Here is a 24833-nt window from a genome sequence, read left to right on the forward strand (position 1 = left end):
ATAGATATAGTATTGATTACTTTATAAATATTTTGACATGACTGTGTAAATCAATTTATTGTTAATTTATAATTTAATAAACCAAGTGATTTCATACACTCATTATCAAATCAAATTAAGTGTTATAGTTTTTATTTAAACAAACATAAATATTTAATCACTATATCGGATATATTCCAACTATTTCATAGCGCCAATTAAACCGCTTTTAAAACAGTTATTTTATAATACATCTATTCAAATAGAGATAAGTCTATGCTCACGTTTTTTTCTTTTCTATTTCTTTTCACTATAATGTGGGTCTCAATGTGGGCATTTTTTAAATTTATGTATCCAAAACCACCGAAAGCTTTTATGCCAAAACTAGGGGATATAATTACTCCCAGAGAGTGTGATTATTGTAATCACCCGTTAGCTGAATACCGTGGTGTGTTAGAGAGAAAACCTCTAGATACTCTTACTGAGCACCAACAAGACAAACTCAATAGTATTGAGAGCGAAATTGAAAAGCTTAAAAAGGTTATAGAGGAAGAAAAGGTCAAACAGGCAGCGGCCTACAAATATCTATCGCTAAAACAAAAGCGTCAAGCGAAGTCTGAATTAGAAGAAAAAGAAAAACAGCTCTTTCAACAAAAACAAGCCGCTAAGCAATTAGCGACTTGGTTTTATTGCAATTATGAACATCAAGCTCAATTTCATGCTGAAAGAAGTTAGGATTTAGTGAGCTTTAAACTATTGTATTGTAGAGCGTTTAGTTAGATAGTATCTGAATAATTAGTCTTTATGCTCATAGTCTTGTAGCATTTGATGTACCAATGTATTGGCCTGTTGCAAAGTTTGCGCATCCGAGCTTGCTGAATGTTTGGCTTGCGACATTTTTTCATATAGATTTAAACACGCTAATACCAATAAATTTTTGGGCGATAGCATAGGTGCATCGTCGCGTAAATCATTTATGAATTCATTGATATCTCGCGTGGCAGCATATAGCTCTTCTTCTTCGCCCTCAGGACAATAAATAGTGTAGTCCTCGTTTAATATAGTAATATCAACAGGCAAAGAGGGCGGCTCAATGTTTAATTCATGGTCTATATCATTATCACTACTTTGGGTAGCAGTAATGGTATCATTTAAAAAATCATCATTATCATCATAATCAATTGGATTGAAGCTGTCTTGAGTGTCTCTTTGAGGTTCGATGATAATTTCCTCATCAATATAATCTTGATCATTAAAGACTGACTTATTAGCGTTTGTGGCGCTATTATTATTAATTGCATCACCTGCAACACCTTCAACATCGCCACTGTCTATGCTTTCAATATTATCATGTGGGTAGTCATGATTGGGCGCGCTAATATGAACCTCTTGATTGGCTTCTAAATTTGTCTCAGCCTTTGAATTAACGAATTCTGACTCTACATTATTATAGTTAGCATCGTCTACCTCTAAAGGTTTTGAACGACTTTCATTTAAACTATTCGAGCTATTTAAACTATCGTGACTGCTGTTATTCGTATTATTTAGGTTTGACATAGGCTTCTCGTAAGATATTAGACGGGAATTAGGTGTCATATCAGAAAGAGGGTTTGTAACTATTTACCATTTCACATTCTGATAAGGTATCGCTCAATAGAGTATGAATTAAGCTTGATCAATTTTTGTTAATCGTTCATAGACCACGCGAGTATGCTCACGTGCCAGTCGGTTTTTCTCTAGCAATTTTTGGTTCGCTTCTTCAAGTGTTTTAACCTGCGCTGCCATTTCAGTATGCTTATCTTTTAGTTGGTTGTGACTATCAATCAACAACTGATGTTCTTTATCTAATTGATCAAATTTATTTTGTAGTTCAGTATATTGTTCACAGCTTTTATTATAAGCCGTATCAGAATCATTGAGCTGTTGTTTGACTTGATTTAATTCCTCAATATCCGCAGATGGTGTAGATTTTAAGGTATTTAACTCTGTATGGGTGGATTGATAGCGCTGGCGAGCGTCATGAAGCACTTCATCCAAACGCTGCAACTTTTCAATTAACTGTTCGGTCATGAGTATTCACTTTTAAAAAAGGTGTATTTTGGTTTAAATGCAATATATAGTCAGCGAACTACTAAACGGTTACGGCGTTAACCTCGCTAAGCCAACATGAGTAGTACTTGCACTCGGTTGCCTTGTAGCCATTTTAGACTTCTTTGACTATAAATTGAATATTATATGTTCATTACCTTTAATAATGCCACAGATGCCCACATTATATCTAGCATTAGGATGTTAACGAATGTTTTTAAAGTAGGTAGAGACAACATTATTAATTCACGGTAATCTACGGCTCAACAATCTACAGCGTAACAATTTAGATAATAGTTAAGAAGTTTCTGCACGCTAGCAACCGTATGTTTTGCTTTAAGACGACTTATGCATTTGATGATACAAAGGTTAAAGAATTATGAATGATGATATTTCAGGCTGGAATGACTGGACACGAGCATTTGCTGATTGGAATGATATCAGTATCAGTGAGCTTCATGGTCTTATGACAGGATTAATGACCGTATGCCATGCCCCCTCAAACACTCAAGAATGGGAACAGTTATTAACAGAATTAAGCTTTTCTATTCCAAGTGAGTCTGCATTAACTTTACTTGCTGAAGAAGCTGAAGATACGGCGTTTCAATTAAAAGATAAAGACGATGCCTATCAGTATTCGCCATTACTACCCGATGATGAGCACAATTTGTTCGAACGAGTCATAGCTTTAAAAGATTGGGCTAATGGCTTTATGACAGGATTTGGGGTGACTGATTCTAAATTAAGCGCTGAAGAGAATACGATTTTATCTGATCTGTCCAAAATAGGCAGTATCCGTATCTCTCCTGAGGATGAGTTTGAGGGCGGAGAGGAGTCTTATCTTTACTTGTACGAATTTGTGCGTATGGTGCCAGTAAGCTTTGCTACAAGACCTCGTAAGGCGCTAATGTCGCTGCCGTTAATTGCAGGGTTATCACTAGGTGCAAAGACGGCGCAGGAGCTTGAACAAGAAGGACATACCAAAACTCCTACTCAATCCCCTATGCCACCGGTCGTCGATGCGATGAATAGACACAATCCATCGTAAACTAAATTTTTAAAGTTGCGGGTATGTTCAAAAAGGTCTAGGCTGACTTATTGTTATTTATCATGTGATAATTGCTATTTGTTAAAGGTTAAATTATGACTTCCAAAAGCAGCAGTACCTCTCAAGTTAACTGGTCTAGTAGTGATGATTATCCAGCAAATAGTATTAAGTGGCTTAGCAAACTTATTGGCTTTGATACAGTAAGTCGCCATTCAAATCTAGCACTTATTGAAGAGGTTCAAGCTTACTGTCACAGTTTAGGCCTAACGCCCTATCTGACTTACAATGAGGCTAAAACCAAATCTAACTTATTTGTGACTATACCTGCTACCAAAGCTGCGCTTAACGCATCTGCAAATGATTTAAATGCAAATCATTTAAATGGAGGCATTGTACTCTCTGGGCATACGGATGTGGTACCTGTCGATGGGCAAGTGTGGATATCAGATCCCTTTAAAGCGCAAATCAGAGATGGCAGATTGTATGGCCGCGGCGCTTGTGATATGAAAGGATTTATCGCCTGTGCGTTAGCTGCATTACCGAAAGCTGTGATGTTGTCAGAGCAAAACAAGCTTAAGCGGCCACTGCATTTAGCGCTATCGTTTGATGAAGAAGTCGGGTGTTTGGGCGCGCCATTATTACTAGAGGATCTACAGCAACGAGGCATTACTCCCGATTATTGTATTGTTGGTGAGCCCTCTTCAATGAAGCTTGTCACCGCACATAAAGGAATTTCTGTATTTCGCTGCTCAGTTCACGGTAAGTCGGTACATTCTTCTCTCACCCCGCAGGGGGTAAATGCCATTAGTTATGCCGCAAAGCTTATTGGCTTTATCGACGAATTGGCGAATCGCTTAACTCATTCAGAAAATAATGATGATGGTTTTGATATACCATTTTCGACCCTGTCCATTGGGACAATAGCGGGAGGTACGGCCACTAATATCGTACCGAACTTATGCCAGTTTACTTTCGATTATCGCAACCTACCAAGTATGCATACCAAAGACATTCTACCGGCTATTCAGCAGAAAATTGATGAGTTAAATGAGCAAATGCAGCATATTGATAGGAATACAGGTATTGAGATTGAGCAGCTTGAAAGCGTGCCAGCGATGACCGATAGTGAAAGTGAAGCATTGCAAGAGTTGATTGCAGGATTAGTTAAAGAGTCTGCGCGGCATAAAGTTGCTTATGCAACAGAGGGTGGTCAATTTACGAATGCGGGTATTCCTACTATCATATGTGGTCCAGGCAGTATTGAGCAAGCGCATAAACCGGATGAATACATCGAGATTGACCAAATTGAACAATGCGATGTATTTATTAATGAAGTATTAACTACCTTACAATGCTGATGATTCAATGACCACGATTAAATGACCATGATTAAATAACCACGATTAAATGACCATGATTAAATAACCATGATTAAATGACCATGATTAAATGACCACGAAAACTAAAAAAGGAACCTCAGTTTATGAGGTTCCTTTTTTTAAGAAGGCTTGAAGTAAAATAAGACTTTAAACTAAAACCTCTACCAATTCGCCGCGTACCATATGCGGGCTCACGAATTCTTTAATGTTTACCATCACAAACTGGCCCATTAATTCAGACTTTTGCAGCTCGGTGGCTTCAAAGAGTACCGAACGGGTATTGTCTGCTGTACCTAGTAATTGATTAGGGTAGCGATCAGCAATGTCTTCGACCATTACACGAACTGTATTGCCAACCATTTCACGGGTTTTCTTGACGGTCGAATCACGTATAACTTTTTGGAAAATTGCCAAACGTTCTTTCTTAGTCTCTAGGCTCACATCATCAGGTAGGTCAGAAGCAGGCGTTCCTGGACGTTTAGAATAAATAAAACTATATGAATGATCAAAATCTAAAGCTTTAGCAAGATTCAAGGTTTCAAGGAAGTCTTCTTCTGTTTCACCCGGAAACCCAATAATAAAGTCGCTCGACAAATGCATGTCAGGACGCACCGCCATTAACTTATTGATTTGATTAATATAAACATCAATGGTGTGGTTACGTTTCATCGCTGCTAATATTTTATTCGAACCACTTTGAACGGGTAAATGCAAATGTGACACTAGCTGCGGTAACTTAGCATAAGCGTCAATAATATCATCTGTAAACTCTAGTGGATGACTGGTGGTATAACGAATACGTTCGATGCCATCAACATGGGCAACGTAGTGTAGTAGCTCTGCAAAACGACAGATGCTTCCATCGTCTTTTTCACCGCGGTAACCATTTACGTTTTGACCCAGTAGCGTCACCTCACGCACACCTTGTTCTGCAAGGCTATCGATCTCTGCTAATACATCATCAAGTGGCCTTGACAGCTCTTCGCCGCGCGTATAGGGCACCACACAGAATGAGCAGTATTTAGAACAGCCTTCCATAATAGAAACAAAAGCACGATAACCCTCAACCTTAGGCTCAGGTAAAAAGTCGAACTTTTCTATACTGGGGAAAGAGACATCAACCGTGCCGATACGATCTTTTGGCTTTACGTTTTTTTGTGTACTTGATTGGTCATATAAATCGGGCAAACGGTGTAGGGTTTGTGGGCCAAAAACCATATCCACATAAGGCGCGCGTTTTTGAATATTGTCGCCTTCTTGAGAGGCAACGCAGCCGCCAACACCAATCACTAGGTCTGGGTTTTTATCTTTTAGTTTGCGCCAGCGGCCCAGTTCAGAAAAGACTTTTTCCTGTGCTTTTTCACGAATAGAGCAAGTATTCATCAATAACACATCGGCGTCTTCAATATTGTCAGTCACAATCATGTTATGAGAGTCGCCAAGCACATTTCCCATTTTTTCAGAGTCATAGACATTCATCTGGCAACCTTGAGTTGAGATGAATACTTTTTTTACTGGAGCATCTGTTGAAGGATTTGACTCCACCACATCATTCGAAGAGGGGTCTTCAACTAAAACCCTAGTCTCTTTGGCAGATAAAGCTTTAGGGTCAAATGCTTTAGGATTAAATAAAGTAGCACTCATAATAAGCAGTCCAGGTTTGTCTAATGATATGTATGGCTAACTGACTTGAAAGCGACTGGCGCTTTTATATCGAAATTAAATGAAGAGGTTAGCATCTATGTGTTTGATATACGTTTTAAAAGATGCTTAATTGAATCATAAAAGGGGCATATTATACCACATGCTGTTAAACATTAAATATTAATGCCATTCAAGTTGATTAAAAATTATACAAAATTATTTTTATATATATCACACGAATACTGTGTGCTAAGAGGTTTTACTTTCAATATAAGTAGAATGCGGTAGGTACATAAATATGTCTGCAACATGAGCTTACATAAAGCATTTGGGCGAGGTAAGGATTATTGCCTATAATAATTTTATCTGATTCTATTATCGAAGACTTGGTAACCCAAAAATATAGGTCATTATAACTAGAAACTAGAAACGAAACCTTAGATTTTAATTATCAATATAAACCTAATGAAAAGCACCGTTTTTATGAATCGTAACTTGAATTCTAACCACAATTTTAAAAAGTTATCTAAACGAATCATGTGTGCTAATGCAATAAAAGGACGTACATAAAATTATATGTTAAAAAAATATCAATTAAAAATAGATGCGCCGTTAGATAAGCCAAAGGGTGAAATTAATATTATGGGCCATACTGCAAAATTTAAACAGACCTTGTTGTCAAAAGCGACATTGACTGCCTCGTTGCTAGGTTTATTTGGGATGTCGCAGATTGCCTGTGGCCAGTTGACTTATCAAGACTCATTGGCGACCTCATCTTCTGATACCAGTATTGGCTATTTTAATGAAGCGCTCTCAGCTGCTGAAAGTGGTGATGTTAATATGCTCTATCAATACGAGCAGATGATGAGTGGCGGGTTATTTGCGATGTATCCAACGTATTGGCGTTTAAATAATGATCTATCGACATTACATCCAAGTGTCGTTACACGTTTTGCCAACCAATATAATGGCAGCGTTATGGCAGAGAAGCTAGCAGCAGACTATGCGGAAGCCAAAGCGCAGATGGGCGATTATGCTGCTGTACGTCAAGTTTCTAACAATATTATTAATGCTGATACCAGTGAAAAATGTGCTGTCGCCCTAGGATTTAATAATGGTGGTGACGCCATGCGCGCCATGTCCCTAAAACCTGAAGTATGGTTAAACACAAAAAAACAGCCTGCATTGTGTTATCAATTGGCAATGGAAATGAATAATAATCCGATGATCAGTAATGCGGATCGCGAAGCGCGTTTGTTAAGGATGCTTAGAGTGGGAAAAACTGGCGATATTATGTCGCTTACAAGTACCCTTGGCATTCCTATAGATTATAGTGAATTGAGTGATATCCAGCTCAATCCAAACGCCTTCATACAGCGTATGAGTAGTCAGCCTTATAGCCCCAAAAACCAATATCTTTATATTTATGCGATAGGACGTATGGCAGACAAATCCTATCGCGAAGCGGCCATGCAAGTCGATTTCGATATCAAACAAGATGATTTGCGCGCTCAAAAACTAATTGGCGAAGAAGCACGCCGCTATGCCTATCGTATTTTAGGTGTTAAGCGTATGAACTATACGACCGATGACGGGTTTAATAAAGAGGCGTTAACTTGGTTTCAAAAAAGCTTAGGCGTTCCCTTTAATTATGAAGAGGCCGAGGATTATGCTATTGCTGCTATAAGGTATAGCGAGTGGGGAGATGTGGTTCAAGCCATTGGTAGTATGGACAATGCCACGCAGCAAGAAGACAAATGGCAGTACTGGTTAGCGCGCGCTTACGCAAAGTCTGCCGACAGCAGTAAAAAATCTTTATCTAGACAAATATATCAGCGACTCGCTGGTAAGAATAATTATTATGGCTTTTTGGCCCAAGATGTCGTCGGTCAGCGCTTTAGTGCACGGCGTGCAGGCGGAACTGGTGTGCCTAATGTTCCAAATAGTGATGTTAGTCGAATGCTAGGTAATCCGCATTTTGCGCGAGCATTGGCCTTATACAATAATGGCTCTAGTCGAACCTATGCCAATCGTGAATGGAACTGGGCGGTTAAAAAAGCAAGAGATGCTAATGATACCGGTATGATATTGGCGGCGTCCAAATATGCGCACGATATTGGCTGGCTAGACCGTTCTATTTATGCTATTGATACTACCGATAATGTTATGAGCTATGGGTTATCACATCCCATGCCTTATCAATCATCTGTGGTACGTTACAGCCAAAATGTGGGAATTGATCCTGCATGGGCCTATGGCATCATGCGTCAAGAGAGCCGCTTTGTAAGTAGTGCGCGATCGGGTGTCGGTGCCAGTGGGCTCATGCAAATTATGCCAGGTACTGCCAAGTATATTGCTCGCAAACTTGGAGAGCCGTACAGTGCTAGCCAAGCCAATAGCGGGGATACGAATATTCGCTATGGTACTTGGTATATGAGCGATATTATGAACAAGCTAAATTACCAGCCTGTATTGGCAACCGCAGGATACAATGCAGGGCCTAACAAAGCCCAACGCTGGCAGCCCACGTATGGGTCGTTACCTGCGGATCAGTATGTTGAAACTATTGCTTATCCTGAGACACGAAACTATGTCAAACGGGTGATGGAGAATGCAACCATTTATAGTAGTTTGTTAGGCACAACAATACCGATATCTACTCGTATGGGTACCATCTCTCCAGAATATTGATACGTTTAAATTTGGTGATGACATAAAATTATCCATAGATGTGCTCTATAACATTGTAAATGCTCAATAGGGTTTAGGTCGCAAGTTAAATATTTGAAAGTAAAAAGTGATCAAAAATTTATGTGACTTATTTTGAGCGATCATTAATAGATTAGCTAAGTAGTAAATAATAAGGTTTGAGCAATATTTTGAAAGGTGCTACACTTTTACCGCGTCTTAATATAGTGATTTATAGTATTGCTGTCCACATTACAAAGTAGTTATATATAATAGTGAGCAATACCTATAAATCGACTTTTATTTGCAGATCTTTGATAATTAATTATTCGATAATGTTGTAGGTTTTTTATTATTTTATAAATTGGTCAATTGATTTAATAAATCTCATTCACTGCTTATTTATATCAAGATATGACATTATTAGGGGCACGCCCTAGTAACGATATAAATTAACCTTAAAAATCCACTAGGAGAATTAAATGAAACAACCTGTTCGCGTTGCTGTTACTGGTGCTGCTGGTAATATTAGTTATGCTATGCTGTTTCGTATTGCTTCAGGCGAAATGTTAGGTAAAGATCAACCTGTTATTTTACAACTATTAGAAATCACACCAGCTTTAGATGCTCTAAAAGGCGTAGTTATGGAGCTTGAAGATTGTGCATTTCCATTATTAGCAGGTATTGTGCAGACTGATGACGCAAACGTAGCGTTTAAAGATGCTGACTATGCACTATTGGTTGGTGCGCGTCCTCGTGGTCCTGGTATGGAGCGTAAAGACTTACTTGAAGCTAACGCAACTATTTTCTCAGCTCAAGGTAAAGCTTTAAATGAAGTGGCCAGTCGTGATGTAAAAGTATTGGTTGTAGGTAATCCAGCAAATACCAATGCTTTGATTGCTCAGCGTAATGCACCTGATTTAGATCCACGCAACTTTACCGCCATGACTCGATTAGATCATAACCGCGGTATGGCTCAGCTTGCAGAAGAGACAAACAGCACTGTTAATGACATCAAAAAGATGATTATTTGGGGCAACCACTCTTCAACTCAGTATCCCGATTTAAGCCAGTGTACCGTTAATGGTAAGCCTGCTTTAGATATGGTTGACCGTGATTGGTATGAAGACACTTATATCCCTAACGTACAAAAGCGTGGTGCTGCTATTATTCAAGCCCGTGGTGCATCATCAGCCGCATCTGCCGCTAATGCTGCTATTGCGCATATGCGTTCTTGGGCACTTGGTTCAGATGAGAATGATTGGGTATCTATGGGCGTTTATTCACAAGGTGAATATGGTATCGCTAAGGGTCTAATTTATTCATTCCCATGTACTTGCGAGAATGGCGACTGGAAAATTGTTGAAGGTTTAGACACGTCTTCTGAGTTTTCACAAGAGAAAATGAAAGCGACTGAGCAAGAGCTTAGCGAAGAGCGTGACGCAGTAGAGCATTTACTACCATAGTTCTACATAATAATTATGCTTTATTAAAACTATGCATAAGCTTTAATAGTACATATTATTCAAAGACCTGCAATTTATTGTGGGTCTTTTTGTATTAAAATCAATCTTGAGCGTAACATTAAGGGTAACGTTTTATAAGGGTCTATTGAACATTCAAATATTAGGACTGCTTATAGCTACCAATTAATCAAAGCTGTGTTCCAAACTAGGCATAAACCGACGATAATGCCCGAAGCGTATTGGACCTTTGCTAGGTTTATAACAACGTTTGGGGCAATTTTAGCATCAGCCTCACTCGAGCACAGCTCTCGCCTTGCGAACAGGCAAAGCAGTGCTTTGCTTAATCCGTTCTCAGGGGCAGGGCTATTTTTTGTTAATATATTGTGAAATTTTCTAACTTAGAATAACTAAGTGTCTAAAAATTTCCCTGCATATTGCCTAAAAAATAACCGCCGCCAGTTCCATATTTGAATGTTTAACAGACCCTAGTAATGCCCTAACGTGTTAACACAAAAGCAAAGCTTCTAAATAGGAAATGAACAGAATAAATATTCTATTTTGCTACTATAGTGCTAACATAGATAAGTATATTAATTTGATAATAATTTTGGAGGCATCATGTTAGGTGAACAAGAATATACAATGAATAATTTATTTGCACAATTAGGGTTAGAAAGCTCTGATGAAGCCATTGATCAGTTTATAAAAGATCATCAATTGGGCAAAGATGAAAACTTGAAAGACGCTGATTTTTGGACAGACTCACAGCGCGCTTTTTTGACTGAAGAATGGAAACGCGACGCAGCTTGGGTTGAAGTTATCGATGAGTTAAATGTTCGTTTGCACCCTACTGCTTAGACTTTTCACATATTAGATCTATAACAAGACAGTTTTAAGTTAAGAAGTTGTTATAAATAAAGAGTTTGTTAAAAGTGAATATGTTGCTACATTTGCAAAATATTTAAGTATCGCTTTTATTTAATTTGCAATCTAAATAAAAAAGACCTTCCTAAATAGGAAGGTCTTTTTTATTTGGATATTCAATAAATGCTGCATCACTGACGCTTTAAGCTTATTTTAATCAATTCTTATTTTAATCAATTCTTATTTTAAGGTTAAATCAACTAATCCATTTAATGGCCCGACTTAAAGGACTGATGCAAAACTCTAACGTAAAGCATCAAAGGCAGTTTGAGCGTAGCTATTGCGATTGGTACTAAAGCTCATTCTTTGAACTTGTGCCGTACTGCCATTGGTACTTGAACCTGATACACCCATTATACCTGATTCATTTTTGTATAAACTATTGTAACGACCCATCACTTTTTTTACATAATTTTGAGTTTCACGAAAAGGTGGGATACCGCCATATTTATCTACATTTCCTTCGCCAGCATTATATCCAGCAAGTACATGATCTATTCTGCCATTAAAGCGTTTGCTTAACCAAGCTATGTACTTAGCAGCGCCTTCAATATTCTCAGCAGGATTCCATGCGTTTCTAACAGAAAAACGTCGCGCCGTAGCAGGCATTAATTGCATAAGCCCTTGAGCACCAACTGGAGAACGCGCATTGGGATTAAAAGCAGACTCAGTATGCATCATCGCTTTAATTAAAGCGGGGTCTACACCGTGTCGCATAGCAGATGCGCGAATATAGGCATCGTAAGCGTTGCGGTTAGAGCTTCTAGAAGCTCCATAGGCTCTATAGCTAGTAGGGCTTGATGCAGTAGATGATGACGTAAAGTCTGTACTAGTATTCGTAGATGATACTGAGGCGTTAGGGTAGTAAGTTACCTTAACTTTTTTATTAAATTTATTAAAGTTACCAGAGGGGTTAATATTAGTCAGCAAGACTTGACCGCTATCGTCCTTATAGATATACATATTGCCAGCTTGCGCCTTTTGCGGAACCATTGACAACAGCATGGTCGAGAGTAATGTTATAGAAAGCAGTGTTGTAGAAAGCAATGCGGATTGAAGTATTGAATGATTAACAGTAAGACAATTCGGACGAATTACCCTTCTCAATATAATTTCAGACATAAGAAATTCACTTTTAAACGGTATTGATTGTAAAACGTATATAAAAAAGGTTTTCCTACCAAGAAAAATAACTATTTTATAAAAGATTTAATAGAATCTAAGAAATCTAATTAGCTCGTTAAAGCTTAAAATACGTTGAAGAGACTTTAATAGATTGCCTATAATTAATAGATTTCTATTGACAGACTTTAATTAACACATTCTGATGTTTAATCAATCTAATTGTAAGGATAATTGAAAAAACTATAAATTTAATAAATATTATAACAGAATAGATAAAGTTTAGGACACTATGAATACCTAGAACATTTTTGATTGTTAATATTGATTATAAATAAATAATAAATAAATAATAAATGATAAGAAAGGTACTCTTATAGATATATCATTGAAGATTATTTGTTTAATTCTAGAGTGTTTACATCTCAGAATAATATAATGCAGGTTATATAAAGGCAGGCTATATAAAAGCTGAGAGGAATACGGGTACCCATATCGCTGTGACTAAACCATTAACCGCCAAGCCAAAGGCAGCATATCGACCCGCAGTATGGCTGATTTGCCAAGCTTCAACCGTACCAAATGCATGCGCAGCAAGCCCAAGAGCCAATCCCTTAGCTTTATCATCATGTACATTCTTAAATAAAAACCTCGCCATCGTCCCACCAAGTAATCCTGAAACAATAATTATCAGGTTTGCTAAGGCTAAAGGCGCTTTAATAATTTCTGCAACACTCAGTCCAATTGGTGTGGTTACTGAACGTGTGGCAAAAGCTAATATCGTATCTTGGCTCAAAGCAAATAGGTAAGCCATGCCCATAGGTAGAATTGCTCCTATCATGCTGGCAATACAGACAATAATGGTTAATTTTTTAAGAGGTAATCCTTTAAAACTCATGGTAGCCAAAGGTATGGCTAATAAAACGGTAACATAGCCAAGCAGATGATCAAAGATTGGTTTAGACACCGCATAATAATGCGTGTAATCCCACCTAAAGATGAATAAAAATACCAAAACTAAAACCAGTGCAGTAATGACCATAGGTAGTGAAGAGAAGCGTTTAGATAGTAGTCGAGCCGTAACATGGGCCACTAAAGTAAGCATAAACGCTGCTAAAACTACCAGGTATGTTGTGCCATCAGGCATAGAATCTAGCATTATCATGTCCTTAGCACAGCATCATTTTTTAGGGTGTTTAGGGCGTTTAAGGTAGGATTTGGTTTTATCAAGCGTCTTATTAGTAGATTCTGCCTTTTGAAGTGGTTCATTATTATGTGGCGTATTGATAGAGTCGGTATGATGACTGTTTAACCACGTATCACTTAATTTTGCTAAAAACCAAAGTGGAATTAATGTACTAATAATGATGGTTATTGAAATACCTAGAAGTTCATCGCCGAGCCCAAACATTAATAACCCTGCACCAGCTGAAACCGGTAAAAAAGCAAAACCGCTGTCAACTAAAAGTGTATTACTAGCAGAGGTTATCCAATCAGGTATGCCGAAGGTGAAGCGCCATAACATTAATATTAAAAATAGAGTGATTAGACCCACAATATTGCCTGCACTCTCGTAACCCAAAGTTCTACAAATTAAAACGGCAGTCTCGCGAATACAAACAACGATCGTTAAAGTTATTATAATCGCTATTGGTAATGAGACAAGTCTTTTAGAATTTGACGTTGTGCTGGAGAGGGACATATTGAGTAGGGCCTTTAAGTATTAAAATACGACTACTTTATACATACAAGAACTTTAATCAAATAACCTGTTTAGAAATCATGAGACATATAGAATTTGGACTACTATTTTATATATAATCACCATTAAAGTTTATTCATAGATGACATCTTTTATTTATGGTTTCACTTATGGTGTCGGTTATGACGGGTATAAAACTCTATCATAGTTGCCACTTTATATATTGGCAATAGTTATCGGATATCATACTCTATATATATTATAAGAATAGACATAAAAAATCCCATTAATCTTAAGAGAATAATGGGGATTATTAAAAATAGCTTTTATTATCGAATTTCAGAATCAGTGCATACGATAGCAACATATTTTAGAGTAACAGTTTTAAATTAACTGATTTAGAGTTTGATAACTTTCAATATCAACAATGCTCTAAAGATCATCATTTTCAAGCCCTTCAGTATATTCAAGCGCCTCATCTGATATCGAGTTACGTTGATCTTGATCTGCTAAGCGCTCTTTTTCAAAAGGTTCAAGCTTGGGCACCAACAGCTTCGCTTGCTCTTGGGGCAATACACTAAATGGATCGATATTGGACTCACCTAGAAGCTGCTGTAACTTCTCAGCAGGTAATCTAATGGTCAGTAGCTCATGCCCAGACTCGTCATAGCTTTCTTGCTCCACCACATCTAAAAGATATAAATCATTTTTAAAGCTGCCAGCATCAAAAGGTAGCGTGATATCAAAGGTATGTAGTTTACCGGTAAGAAGCTGCTGTACGGCAGTCGCTAACATGCTCATGCCTAAATCTTCTTTAGCAGAGACATATACGCGGCTTGGCACGCCTTGTTCAGCGTATTTAATACGCGCAGGCTCGCCTGTCATATCAATTTTATTATATACATTGAGTACGGGCACATCATTATTAATCTCTGCAAGTACATTCTTGACCGCTTTGATTTGCTCATGCATATCATGGCTTGAGGAATCTATCACGTGCAGTAACAGGTCAGCTTCGAGTGTTTCTTCTAATGTAGCGTGAAAAGATTCTACCAATTCATGCGGTAAGTGACGAACAAAACCGACGGTATCTACTAAGACCACACGCCCTACACCCTGCCAGTCAAGACGTCTTAATGTCGGATCAAGCGTCGCGAACAGTTGGTCGGCTGCATATATATCTTCATCGACTAAACGATTAAATAGGGATGACTTACCCGCGTTGGTGTAGCCCACTAAAGAGATGGTAAGAACATCAGACTTTTGGCGTTTTGCTCGCCCTTGAGCTCGAGTTTGTTTCACTTTATCCAAACGGGCTTTTAACTGATTGACGCGAATTTGCAGAAGTCGTCTATCGGTTTCTAACTGTGTTTCACCAGGACCGCGTAATCCAATACCCCCTTTTTGGCGCTCCAAATGCGTCCAACCACGTACTAGGCGTGTTGCAAGATGGTTTAACTGTGCAAGCTCTACCTGAAGCTTACCTTCATATGTGCGCGCGCGTTGAGCAAATATGTCTAAGATCAAACCAGTACGGTCCAGAACACGGCACTCAAACAACGTTTCTAAATTACGCTCTTGAGATGGGGTCAAACTATGATCAAAAATCACAATATCCGCTTCTAATTCTTTGACTAGTTCAGCGATTTCGTGAGCTTTACCACTACCGATAAAATATTTGGCATCTGGCTTTTGTCGCGACCCCGTAATAACGGTCAACTGCTCAGCACCTGCCGAATCCACCAATAACTTGAATTCATCCAAATCATCTGGATCAGTAATCTGTCTAATATCTAAATGTACGAGGATGGCACGTTCACCACCTTCATGTCTCTCAAAATACTCCAAAAATAATCACCTATTTTCTAAATTTATATTGAGCAGTAGTTATTTCAAATTAACTTTAAAAGTAGTTACTGCAATATACTATTAATGGCGATGTTTATAACAATTTAAAGGGGGTAAAATTTTAATAATAAATTAGCCTTTTTCAAACATACCATTAGTAAGAACTAAATAAATTAAGTTAGTTTTCAGTGAACACTTGAATACTCAATCATATTTTTTGCTATACTCTGTCATAATCCATTCATTAAATACTGGTATGAGTGTCTGTTGATTGAAAGGAATAATGTTTTTTATAAAAAATTAAATATGTTACTAAGGATTCGCTATGTTGCAAACGAATGAACTAAATAAGCTTAATGAGTCGACTAAAACACAAGCCTCATCTATTAAAGATAACGCGTCAATCAAAGATAACGCGTCAATCAAAGATAATAGTAACAAAGATTTTACAGCTTATGATGGCAAAACTTATCAAGGTAAAGATAAACTAACTAAAAAAAGTAAGCTACTAAAGACGCTAAAAAACCAGGCTAAAAATAACTTAGGCCGTGCAAAGTCAGTCGCTGGTTTATCAAATACATTGGTTGGCGGTTATCGTGCTGCTACCAAAATAGGAGCTTGGCATGAACCGCCTCGCGATATTTTACCCAAATACATTCAAGCTTTTTGCCGCAACATGGCAGCGGCATTTAATGTTACGGTAGTTGCTGTAGAGCCCATACCTAATATTCATGCCCTATGGGCTTCAAATCATGTGTCTTGGATGGATATTCCAGTTAATGGCTCTATCGGTCAAGCCTTCTTTTTATCTAAAGCAGAAGTTAAAGAGATGCCCATATTTGGTAGATTAGCACGCGCTTGTGGTAGCTTATTTATCCATCGCGGCTCAGGGGATGCAGGCTCAGTCTCCCAGCAAATGGCAGACTTTTTAAATGGAGGTTATTCAATTATATTTTTCCCTGAAGCGACAACCACAGATGGAAAGCAGATCAAAAAGCTGCACGGTAAGTTACTTCAATCTGCAATTGACTCTGATCATCCTATTCAGCCAACTGTACTTTGTTATGTGAATAAAGAGGGCAAGTTAGATGATCAAATGCCTTTTTATGGCGGTATGACGTTTAAACAAAGTCTCTTTCAAATCATGGATAGTGATCCTGTGACAGCTTATGTTCTCCCGCTAGAACCGATTTATCCTGAAGGTAGAAGCAAAGAAGAATTGACCCAAATTCTACAAGAGCATATGCAAATAGGATTAGAGGAGTTACATAGTAGAGTGGTTAAGTCAGATTGATACCAATTGGCTATATAGTTCATTAAGAGTTTATAAATATTATTTCTAGCTCTAAAACTTATAGATAAATCCCGCTACGAGCGGGATTTATTATTAATATCAAGTAAAAATTATTTAATATAACCTAAGCATAGTATGAAAGTTTATGGCGAAGGGTTAGGCTGTTTGGTATGAACCGCTTCGATAGCATCTAATACATCATCACTCAGTTCTACATTGATACTGTCTATGTTTGTTTTGAGCTGATCTATCGACGTGGCACCAATAATATTGCTCATAACAAACGGACGGCTGTTAACAAATGCTAGCGCCATTTGAGCCATATTCAATCCTGCTTGCTGAGCTATTTCAGCATACTCTAAAGTAGCTGATTTCGCTTCGTCATTAATATAACGCTCAAAGCGATCGTAAATAGTTAAGCGCGCGCCTTCAGGTTGCTTTCCATCCAAGTATTTACCAGACAACACACCAAATCCTAAAGGGGAGTAAGCCAACAAACCGACGTTCTCTCGGTGCGATACTTCAGCCAGACCCACCTCATATAAGCGATTTAACAAACTATATGGGTTTTGGACCGTGATAGGGCCTTTAAGCCCAGCTTTATCCGCCTCCCACAAATAGCGCATCACACCCCAAGGGGTATCATTGGATAATCCATAAGCTCTAATGCGACCTTTTTTTATTTCATCGTTTAGGGCTTCAATGGTTTCCAGAAATGGCGTCAGATTCGTTAAGTCTTGCTCTGCCATTTGTGGGGTGTAGCCACGAGTACTGAAAAAATTCGTTCGTCGTTCGGGCCAATGCAATTGATAAACGTCGATGTGATCCGTTTGTAAGCGCTTTAAGTTGTCATCTAACGCCTCACTAATATACTTTGCATTAAACCGAGTATTACCCTCTCTTAAAAAGCTCATGGGCGAGATTTTACTTGCCAGTATAATGTCATTTCTACGTTTGGTTTTAGCAATCCATGAGCCTAAGAACTTTTCTGTATCACCTTGTTTGTCTTTATCAGGTGGAGAGGGGTACATTTCTGCTGTATCCCAGAAGTTTACCCCCTCTGATAATGCAAAGTCCATCTGCTCATGCGCTTGGGACTCTGTATTTTGTTGTCCCCATGTCATGGTGCCAAGACATATTTTAGAGACCTTATCACCGAGTTTGGGAAGGGTTGAATATTTCATAAACATATCCTTTATTTATATTGTTTTTTATTTTATATACTGTTCGTATTTAAATTTTAGTACTGATATTTTCGTGCTTATATTTTTGTACTTATATTTTTGTGCTCATATAATGAAGCTTACTGCACGAAATTTAAAAGTCTATTAAAAGTTTACTAAAAGTATAGCTACTAAACTACATCAATTTAATACCTACTTGACCAGGTGGCGTCACCTTAAATATTTGTACCTTAAATAAGACGGGTTGTCCGGCAAGAGGGTGATTAAAATCAACTTTAACCTCATCTTTATTAACACTACTAATGACACCTGGCAAAGTGTTTTTACCTTTATCTTCAAATTCCATCATCATACCGACTTCTGGATTTGGCTCTGATAATGCAAATTGAGTACGGGTGAATGTTTGTACGTTGTCTTCATTCCATTCGCCAAAAGCTTGCTCTGGTTCTAAATGTGCGGTGCGGGTGTCGCCTGCGCGTAGATTATTTAATACATTCTCAAATCCTGGTAATAAACTCTCATCACCTACTGTCAAAGCAACCGGCTCACTTCGACTAAATGTAGAGTCAATAACTGTGCCATTTTCTAATGATACTTCAAAATGAAGAAGAACATGACTGCCGTCTGTAATACGAATGTCTTGATTTGGTGTCACAAAATCAATGCTTGAGGTTGGTTGATTTGAGTTAGTCATAAATATTTTCGCTTATACAAATTTTTAATATGAAAAGGCTGGGGTATATAGAATTAATGACGCTAGTTTATCATAAACATACTCCCGCTTTAGACAGATACATATACATTTCAAAATGCTTTAAAGAAGAAGAGGGACTTAATGGTATTAGGTAAATACGAGCCATTAGACTAATGCAATTTAACTGAACTAAAGCAGGTAAGCAGGTTAAGTAATAGGGTAAGTCGTTAAGTGGTGCATCAATAAAGTGTACCTCTTGAAAATAAACTAAGTTGACCTAAAATAGGCAGCTGAAGCAGATTTAAGTCCATATACTATTCATAATGACTACTTGAATAGATGGTATTAAGTCTATATAATATAGTGTCCGAAAAATGGGTAAGCTTCTGTGACGTTTAAGCTTATTTTGGTATTAACCACACTCCGAGAGTGAGGGTTAATCATAAAGTGGCGTTAAGCAGCAGATGGCTTAGTAACCCATTTTTTTGTATTTATTAAACGGGAGAAGGATGCCTTATGGCAACAACTAACCAATTGATTCGCAAGGGTCGTAAAGTATTAAAGGAAAAGTCTGGTGTTCCTGCTTTACAAGCATGCCCTCAACGCCGTGGTGTATGTACTCGCGTATATACAACTACACCTAAAAAACCTAACTCAGCTATGCGTAAAGTATGCCGTGTTCGCTTAACTTCAGGTTATGAAGTATCAAGCTACATCGGTGGTGAAGGCCATAATTTACAAGAGCATAGTGTTGTACTTATCCGTGGTGGTCGTGTTAAAGACTTACCAGGTGTACGTTATCACACTGTTCGCGGCGCACTTGACTGTGCAGGCGTGAAAGACCGCAGACAAGGTCGCTCTAAATACGGTGCTAAGAAGCCAAAATCATAATTAGCACATTACTCAATATTACGCATAGGCTTGGTGTTCTAAATGAACATACCGCTATGCAGTAAGGCTGGCTGGTAACCATTATCTAACCTTATCGTATAGATGGTTATGAATGCCAGACAACCCTGAAGACAAGGAATTTATTATGCCAAGACGTCGCGTCGTTGCTACCCGTGAGATCCTTCCGGATCCTAAATTTGGTAGCCAAACAATTGCTAAATTTATCAACCACGTTATGGTGGATGGTAAGAAATCTACTGCTGAACGTATCGTTTACGGTGCGCTTGACCAAGTAGTTGAGAAACGTAACATTGAAGATCCTGTTGGGTTCTTTGAAGAAGTACTTGAAAACGTTCGCCCTATGGTTGAAGTTAAAGCTCGCCGTGTTGGTGGTGCAACGTATCAAGTTCCTATGGAAGTACGCCCATCCCGTCGTACAGCTCTAGCGATGCGTTGGTTAGCTGACGCTGCTTCTAAACGTTCTGAGAAGTCTATGGCTCATCGCTTAGCGGGCGAGCTTGGTGATGCATCAGAAGGTAAAGGTTCTGCTGTAAAAAAACGTGATGAAGTTCACCGTATGGCAGATGCTAACAAAGCATTCTCACATTATCGTTTCTAAGCTTATTAACTTTTAAGCTTATTTATAAGAAGCAAATTGTATATAATGATTTAACGCTATCAATAACGTCAGTTTTTGATAGCGCACTTTAAAAAATAAAGAACTCACTAAAGAATTAAAAGTTACATACTTATAGCTTATGATATAGAGATCTTACTAAATGCTAAGTCATTAAATGCTAAGTGCTAAGTGATCAAACATTAAGTAGGTGAGTCTCAATAATATGAGTAAGGTAGCTTAGAGTAATCTGTAAGAAAGTTTTGGTAGGTGCTAGTAGGATTGTATAGCTGCCGATTCAGTAAAGCAGTTTAATTGACTAAAAGTTCGCTCATCAAACGATACAAACTGAAAGAAATTAAAACAGTTATGTATCATTAAAATGACATCTTTTTTGGTTATTCTACCAGTCATTGCTATCATAAAATCTATATAACGAAATAAATTATAAAGACATTCCATTAGGAAAAAATTATGGCACGTGCAACCCCCCTAAACCGATATCGTAATATTGGTATTTCAGCACATATCGATGCTGGTAAAACAACAACGACCGAACGTATCTTATTCTATACCGGTGTTAGCCACAAACTTGGTGAAGTTCATGATGGCGGCGCTACAATGGACTGGATGGAACAAGAGCAGGAACGTGGTATTACTATTACCTCTGCTGCGACCACTTGTTTTTGGTCAGGTATGGGTCAACAGTTTCCTGAACATCGTATCAATATTATTGATACCCCAGGCCACGTTGACTTCACTATTGAAGTAGAACGTTCAATGCGTGTACTTGATGGTGCATGTATGGTTTATTGTGCGGTTGGTGGTGTACAGCCTCAGTCTGAGACTGTTTGGCGTCAAGCAAACAAATACAAAGTACCACGTTTAGCGTTCGTTAATAAAATGGACCGTGTGGGTGCTGATTTTTACCGTGTAAAAGAACAAGTTAAAGCCCGTTTAGGTGGCAACCCTGTTGCTATGGTTATTCCAATTGGTAAAGAAGATGACTTTGAAGGCGTTGTCGATCTTATTAGCATGAAAGCACTTTATTGGGATACCGAATCTCTTGGTATGAAATACGAAGAGCGTGAGATTCCTGCAGAATTACAAGATAAAGCAGAAGAGTACCGAAGTGAATTAGTTGAAGTTGCTGCTGAAGCAAACGAAGAGCTAATGAATGCCTATCTTGAAGGTGAAGAGCTGACTGAAGAGCAAATTCATGCTGCGATTCGTGAGCGTACTATCAATAACGAAATCATTCCTATGTTCTGTGGTACTGCCTTTAAGAACAAAGGCGTTCAAAGAATGCTTGATGCTGTTATTCAGTATATGCCAGCGCCTCAAGACGTACCAGCTATCCGTGGTATCCTTGATGACAAAGACGAAACCGAAGGTACTCGTCCAGCTTCTGATGATGCACCATTTGCGGCTCTTGCATTCAAAATTATGAATGATAAGTTCGTTGGTAACTTAACGTTCGTACGTGTTTACTCTGGTGTTATTAAGCAGGGCGAAAGCGTTTACAATCCAGTTAAAATGAAACGTGAGCGTGTTGGACGTATCGTACAGATGCATGCTGATTCGCAACAAGAGCTTGATGAAATCCGTGCAGGTGATATTGCTGCATTAGTGGGTATGAAAGACGTTGGTACTGGTGATACGCTTTGTGATGAAAGTGAAGCCATTACGCTTGAGCGCATGGAGTTTCCAGACCCAGTTATTAGTCTAGCAGTTGAACCAAAAACTAAAGCTGACCAAGAAAAAATGTCAGTGGCTTTAGGACGCTTGGCTAAAGAAGATCCATCATTCCGTGTACATACTGATGAAGAATCTGGTCAGACGATTATTAGTGGTATGGGTGAGCTTCACTTAGAAATTCTTGTTGATCGTATGAAGCGTGAATTTAAAGTTGAAGCAAACATCGGTGCACCGCAAGTTGCTTATCGCGAAACCATTCGTAACTCAGTTGAACAAGAAGGTAAATTTGTTCGTCAAACAGGTGGTCGTGGTAAGTTCGGTCACGTTTGGTTGAAGCTTGAGCCTCTTGATCTTGATGAAGGTCCTGAGTATGAGTTTGAAGAACAAATCGTTGGTGGTGTCGTACCTAAAGAATACCATGGTGCAGTTGATAAAGGTATTCAAGAACGTATGAAGAATGGTATCCTTGCCGGTTACCCAATCGTTGGTGTTAAAGCTACATTATATGATGGTTCATACCATGATGTTGACTCGGATGAGTTATCATTCAAAATGGCAGGTTCTATCGCATTCAAAAAAGGCTTCATGAATGCTAACCCAGCACTTCTTGAGCCAGTTATGAAAGTTGAAGTTGAAACGCCAGAAGAGTACATGGGTGATATCATGGGTGACTTAAACCGTCGCCGTGGTATGGTTCAAGGTATGGATGATTTACCTGGTGGCACTAAACAGATTCGTGCTGAAGTTCCATTAGCAGAGATGTTTGGTTATGCAACCAACCTTCGTTCACAGTCTCAAGGCCGTGCAACATACTCTATGGAATTCCAGAAGTATGCTGAAACACCTAAGTCTGTAGCCGAAGATATTATGAAGAAATTCTCTGGTAAAGACGACGAAGACGAGTAATTCTAGTTTTATTATTGGATAAATATATTGGAGTACTTAGCGAGCTAAGTACTCTTTATATATTCATTGGATAATAATTACGTTTGATATTAATTGTTCAAGGTCCTAGATACTTCTAAAGGTGATTAGTTTTAATATTATTCAATAGGTTTTAACATAAACACAGCTAGTAACTTATCGAAAGTGTAATTTATTACTGAATTTATAACCTTTTAGGTATCAAACCCTTGTCAATTACTTGTATTATCTTATATCATTTGCAACTGACTTAAATAATATCTTACTTCGTATTTTCTTATTAAGTAATTATTATACTAACTCTCTTAAGTAACTTTTTACTTCAGAATCTTTACTAATAAAGTATAAGTTGCTTTAGATAAAATTTTATGACAGATAATTAATGATTGTAGTCACAGACTATTTTTATATTATTTGATCTGTTACTTGAACTACATATTTAAAAAAAGAGGACACACCCATGGCAAAGGCCAAGTTTGAAAGAAATAAGCCGCACGTTAACGTAGGAACCATTGGACACGTTGACCACGGTAAAACCACACTAACCGCAGCAATCGCAACCGTAGCAGCCAAAACATCAGGCGGCGACGCAAAAGACTACGCAGCGATTGACTCAGCACCAGAAGAAAAAGCACGTGGTATCACAATCAACACCTCACACATCGAATACGACACCGAAGCACGTCACTACGCACACGTAGACTGCCCAGGTCACGCAGACTATGTGAAAAACATGATTACTGGTGCCGCACAGATGGATGGCGCAATTCTAGTCGTATCAGCGACAGATGGCCCAATGCCACAAACACGTGAGCACATCCTACTATCACGTCAGGTAGGCGTACCATACATCATCGTATTCATGAACAAATGTGACATGGTAGATGACGAAGAACTACTAGAGCTCGTAGAAATGGAAGTACGTGAATTACTATCAGACTATGACTTCCCAGGTGATGACACCCCAATCATCAAAGGATCAGCGCTAGAAGCCCTAAACGGCAATGACGGTCCATATGGCGAACCTGCAGTAATCGAACTACTAGAAGTACTAGATACATATATCCCAGAGCCAGAGCGTGACATCGATAAAGCATTCCTAATGCCAATCGAAGACGTGTTCTCAATCTCAGGACGCGGTACCGTAGTAACAGGCCGTGTAGAATCAGGTATCATCAAAGTAGGCGATGAAATCGAAATCGTAGGTATTAGAGACACTCAAAAAACCACCTGTACAGGTGTAGAGATGTTCCGTAAGCTACTAGACGAAGGTCGTGCTGGTGAAAACTGTGGTGTACTACTACGTGGTACAAAGCGTGAAGACGTACAGCGTGGCCAAGTACTAGCAGCGCCTGGATCTATCACACCGCATACAGACTTTGATGCCGAAGTATATGTACTATCAAAAGAAGAAGGTGGCCGTCATACACCATTCCTAAATGGTTACCGTCCACAGTTCTACTTCCGTACTACAGACGTAACAGGTGAAATCATTCTACAAGACGGTACTGAAATGGTAATGCCTGGCGATAACGTTGAGATGAGCGTGAAGCTAATCTTTCCAATCGCAATGGATAAAGGCTTACGTTTCGCAATTCGCGAAGGTGGCCGTACTGTAGGTGCTGGTGTTGTTGCTAACGTTAA

20 protein-coding genes are annotated in these 24833 nt (G+C 38.5%); 11 read left to right on the plus strand and 9 right to left on the minus strand.

The annotated features are described in order from the left end of the window. Window positions 1-306: 306 nt before the first annotated feature. Entirely contained in the window at window positions 307-714 is a 408-nt protein-coding gene (locus tag AC2SLP_RS07890; RefSeq protein ID WP_486536126.1) for a hypothetical protein, read from the plus strand. Between the two features lie 60 nt (window positions 715-774). Here the strand turns inward: AC2SLP_RS07890 and AC2SLP_RS07895 are convergent, their stop codons facing one another. Together AC2SLP_RS07895 and AC2SLP_RS07900 are read right to left on the minus strand one after the other, a co-directional pair. After that, window positions 775-1536 (minus strand): cell division protein ZapA, encoded by a 762-nt coding sequence (locus AC2SLP_RS07895; protein WP_486536127.1) that lies wholly within the window; start codon window positions 1534-1536, stop codon window positions 775-777. Window positions 1537-1644: 108 nt separating this feature from the next. Further along, window positions 1645-2049 (minus strand): hypothetical protein, encoded by a 405-nt coding sequence (locus tag AC2SLP_RS07900; RefSeq protein WP_486536128.1) that lies wholly within the window; start codon window positions 2047-2049, stop codon window positions 1645-1647. Window positions 2050-2446: 397 nt separating this feature from the next. Here AC2SLP_RS07900 and AC2SLP_RS07905 point away from each other — a divergent pair, with 397 nt between their 5' ends. Beyond that, window positions 2447-3115: a UPF0149 family protein gene (locus tag AC2SLP_RS07905; RefSeq protein WP_486536129.1), complete on the plus strand. Its 669-nt coding sequence runs from the start codon at window positions 2447-2449 to the stop codon at window positions 3113-3115. A 95-nt stretch (window positions 3116-3210) separates the two neighbouring features. After that, entirely contained in the window at window positions 3211-4473 is a 1263-nt protein-coding gene (gene argE, locus AC2SLP_RS07910) for an acetylornithine deacetylase (protein ID WP_486536130.1), read from the plus strand. Window positions 4474-4641: 168 nt separating this feature from the next. Here the strand turns inward: argE and miaB are convergent, their stop codons facing one another. Beyond that, a complete protein-coding gene (gene miaB, locus AC2SLP_RS07915; protein ID WP_486536131.1) occupies window positions 4642-6138 on the minus strand; it encodes a tRNA (N6-isopentenyl adenosine(37)-C2)-methylthiotransferase MiaB in 1497 nt (498 codons plus the stop codon). 642 nt (window positions 6139-6780) lie between these two features. Here miaB and AC2SLP_RS07920 point away from each other — a divergent pair. From AC2SLP_RS07920 to AC2SLP_RS07930, 3 genes are all read left to right on the plus strand, one after another. After that, window positions 6781-8829 (plus strand): lytic transglycosylase domain-containing protein, encoded by a 2049-nt coding sequence (locus tag AC2SLP_RS07920; protein ID WP_486536146.1) that lies wholly within the window; start codon window positions 6781-6783, stop codon window positions 8827-8829. 479 nt (window positions 8830-9308) lie between these two features. After that, window positions 9309-10292 (plus strand): malate dehydrogenase, encoded by a 984-nt coding sequence (locus tag AC2SLP_RS07925; RefSeq protein WP_486536132.1) that lies wholly within the window; start codon window positions 9309-9311, stop codon window positions 10290-10292. Window positions 10293-10910: 618 nt separating this feature from the next. Beyond that, window positions 10911-11150, plus strand: coding sequence for a DUF2789 domain-containing protein (locus AC2SLP_RS07930; protein ID WP_486536133.1), 240 nt, complete (start codon window positions 10911-10913; stop codon window positions 11148-11150). Between the two features lie 309 nt (window positions 11151-11459). On the opposite strand, the gene AC2SLP_RS07935 is transcribed toward AC2SLP_RS07930, so the two are convergent. The 4 genes from AC2SLP_RS07935 to hflX all read right to left on the minus strand — a co-directional run bounded on the left by AC2SLP_RS07935 (window position 11460) and on the right by hflX (window position 15888). Next, window positions 11460-12338 (minus strand): lytic transglycosylase domain-containing protein, encoded by an 879-nt coding sequence (locus AC2SLP_RS07935; RefSeq protein WP_486536134.1) that lies wholly within the window; start codon window positions 12336-12338, stop codon window positions 11460-11462. 460 nt (window positions 12339-12798) lie between these two features. Further along, entirely contained in the window at window positions 12799-13485 is a 687-nt protein-coding gene (locus AC2SLP_RS07940) for an LrgB family protein (RefSeq protein ID WP_486536147.1), read from the minus strand. Between the two features lie 33 nt (window positions 13486-13518). After that, the gene (locus AC2SLP_RS07945; RefSeq protein WP_486536135.1) at window positions 13519-14040 is read right to left on the minus strand and encodes a CidA/LrgA family protein; all 522 of its coding nucleotides are present in this window, start codon (window positions 14038-14040) and stop codon (window positions 13519-13521) included. A 432-nt stretch (window positions 14041-14472) separates the two neighbouring features. Then, window positions 14473-15888 (minus strand): ribosome rescue GTPase HflX, encoded by a 1416-nt coding sequence (gene hflX, locus AC2SLP_RS07950; protein ID WP_486536136.1) that lies wholly within the window; start codon window positions 15886-15888, stop codon window positions 14473-14475. Between the two features lie 325 nt (window positions 15889-16213). Here hflX and AC2SLP_RS07955 point away from each other — a divergent pair, with 325 nt between their 5' ends. Beyond that, window positions 16214-17182, plus strand: a complete 969-nt coding sequence (locus AC2SLP_RS07955) for a lysophospholipid acyltransferase family protein (RefSeq protein WP_486536137.1) — start codon at window positions 16214-16216, stop codon at window positions 17180-17182. 143 nt (window positions 17183-17325) lie between these two features. Here the strand turns inward: AC2SLP_RS07955 and AC2SLP_RS07960 are convergent, their stop codons facing one another. Continuing rightward, complete coding sequence (locus AC2SLP_RS07960) at window positions 17326-18366, minus strand: aldo/keto reductase (protein WP_486536138.1); 1041 nt, start codon at window positions 18364-18366, stop codon at window positions 17326-17328. A 175-nt stretch (window positions 18367-18541) separates the two neighbouring features. Then, window positions 18542-19060, minus strand: coding sequence for an FKBP-type peptidyl-prolyl cis-trans isomerase (fkpB, locus tag AC2SLP_RS07965; protein WP_486536139.1), 519 nt, complete (start codon window positions 19058-19060; stop codon window positions 18542-18544). Between the two features lie 516 nt (window positions 19061-19576). On the opposite strand from fkpB, the gene rpsL reads away from it, so the two are divergent. The 4 genes from rpsL to tuf all read left to right on the plus strand — a co-directional run. Continuing rightward, window positions 19577-19951, plus strand: coding sequence for a 30S ribosomal protein S12 (rpsL, locus tag AC2SLP_RS07970; protein WP_486536140.1), 375 nt, complete (start codon window positions 19577-19579; stop codon window positions 19949-19951). A 145-nt stretch (window positions 19952-20096) separates the two neighbouring features. Next, the gene (gene rpsG, locus AC2SLP_RS07975) at window positions 20097-20570 is read left to right on the plus strand and encodes a 30S ribosomal protein S7 (RefSeq protein WP_486536141.1); all 474 of its coding nucleotides are present in this window, start codon (window positions 20097-20099) and stop codon (window positions 20568-20570) included. A 471-nt stretch (window positions 20571-21041) separates the two neighbouring features. After that, on the plus strand, window positions 21042-23171 hold the full coding sequence (gene fusA / locus AC2SLP_RS07980; RefSeq protein WP_486536142.1) for an elongation factor G: 2130 nt from the start codon (window positions 21042-21044) through the stop codon (window positions 23169-23171). Between the two features lie 478 nt (window positions 23172-23649). Further along, window positions 23650-24833, plus strand: a 1184-nt coding sequence (tuf, locus tag AC2SLP_RS07985) for an elongation factor Tu (protein ID WP_486536143.1), incomplete at its 3' end; no start/stop codon positions are given.

This window comes from Psychrobacter sp. CX21, assembly GCF_057396255.1.

Excerpts from the sequence above, each read along its gene's own strand:
- AC2SLP_RS07890 (WP_486536126.1), top strand. The coding sequence starts at position 307 with ATGTGGGCATTTTTTAAATTTATGTATCCAAAACCACCGAAAGCTTTT.
- AC2SLP_RS07895 (WP_486536127.1), bottom strand. The coding sequence starts at position 1,536 with ATGTCAAACCTAAATAATACGAATAACAGCAGTCACGATAGTTTAAAT.
- AC2SLP_RS07900 (WP_486536128.1), bottom strand. The coding sequence starts at position 2,049 with ATGACCGAACAGTTAATTGAAAAGTTGCAGCGTTTGGATGAAGTGCTT.
- AC2SLP_RS07905 (WP_486536129.1), top strand. The coding sequence starts at position 2,447 with ATGAATGATGATATTTCAGGCTGGAATGACTGGACACGAGCATTTGCT.
- argE (WP_486536130.1), top strand. The coding sequence starts at position 3,211 with ATGACTTCCAAAAGCAGCAGTACCTCTCAAGTTAACTGGTCTAGTAGT.
- miaB (WP_486536131.1), bottom strand. The coding sequence starts at position 6,138 with ATGAGTGCTACTTTATTTAATCCTAAAGCATTTGACCCTAAAGCTTTA.
- AC2SLP_RS07920 (WP_486536146.1), top strand. The coding sequence starts at position 6,781 with ATGGGCCATACTGCAAAATTTAAACAGACCTTGTTGTCAAAAGCGACA.
- AC2SLP_RS07925 (WP_486536132.1), top strand. The coding sequence starts at position 9,309 with ATGAAACAACCTGTTCGCGTTGCTGTTACTGGTGCTGCTGGTAATATT.
- AC2SLP_RS07930 (WP_486536133.1), top strand. The coding sequence starts at position 10,911 with ATGTTAGGTGAACAAGAATATACAATGAATAATTTATTTGCACAATTA.
- AC2SLP_RS07935 (WP_486536134.1), bottom strand. The coding sequence starts at position 12,338 with ATGTCTGAAATTATATTGAGAAGGGTAATTCGTCCGAATTGTCTTACT.
- AC2SLP_RS07940 (WP_486536147.1), bottom strand. The coding sequence starts at position 13,485 with ATGCCTGATGGCACAACATACCTGGTAGTTTTAGCAGCGTTTATGCTT.
- AC2SLP_RS07945 (WP_486536135.1), bottom strand. The coding sequence starts at position 14,040 with ATGTCCCTCTCCAGCACAACGTCAAATTCTAAAAGACTTGTCTCATTA.
- AC2SLP_RS07955 (WP_486536137.1), top strand. The coding sequence starts at position 16,214 with ATGTTGCAAACGAATGAACTAAATAAGCTTAATGAGTCGACTAAAACA.
- AC2SLP_RS07960 (WP_486536138.1), bottom strand. The coding sequence starts at position 18,366 with ATGAAATATTCAACCCTTCCCAAACTCGGTGATAAGGTCTCTAAAATA.
- fkpB (WP_486536139.1), bottom strand. The coding sequence starts at position 19,060 with ATGACTAACTCAAATCAACCAACCTCAAGCATTGATTTTGTGACACCA.
- rpsL (WP_486536140.1), top strand. The coding sequence starts at position 19,577 with ATGGCAACAACTAACCAATTGATTCGCAAGGGTCGTAAAGTATTAAAG.
- rpsG (WP_486536141.1), top strand. The coding sequence starts at position 20,097 with ATGCCAAGACGTCGCGTCGTTGCTACCCGTGAGATCCTTCCGGATCCT.
- fusA (WP_486536142.1), top strand. The coding sequence starts at position 21,042 with ATGGCACGTGCAACCCCCCTAAACCGATATCGTAATATTGGTATTTCA.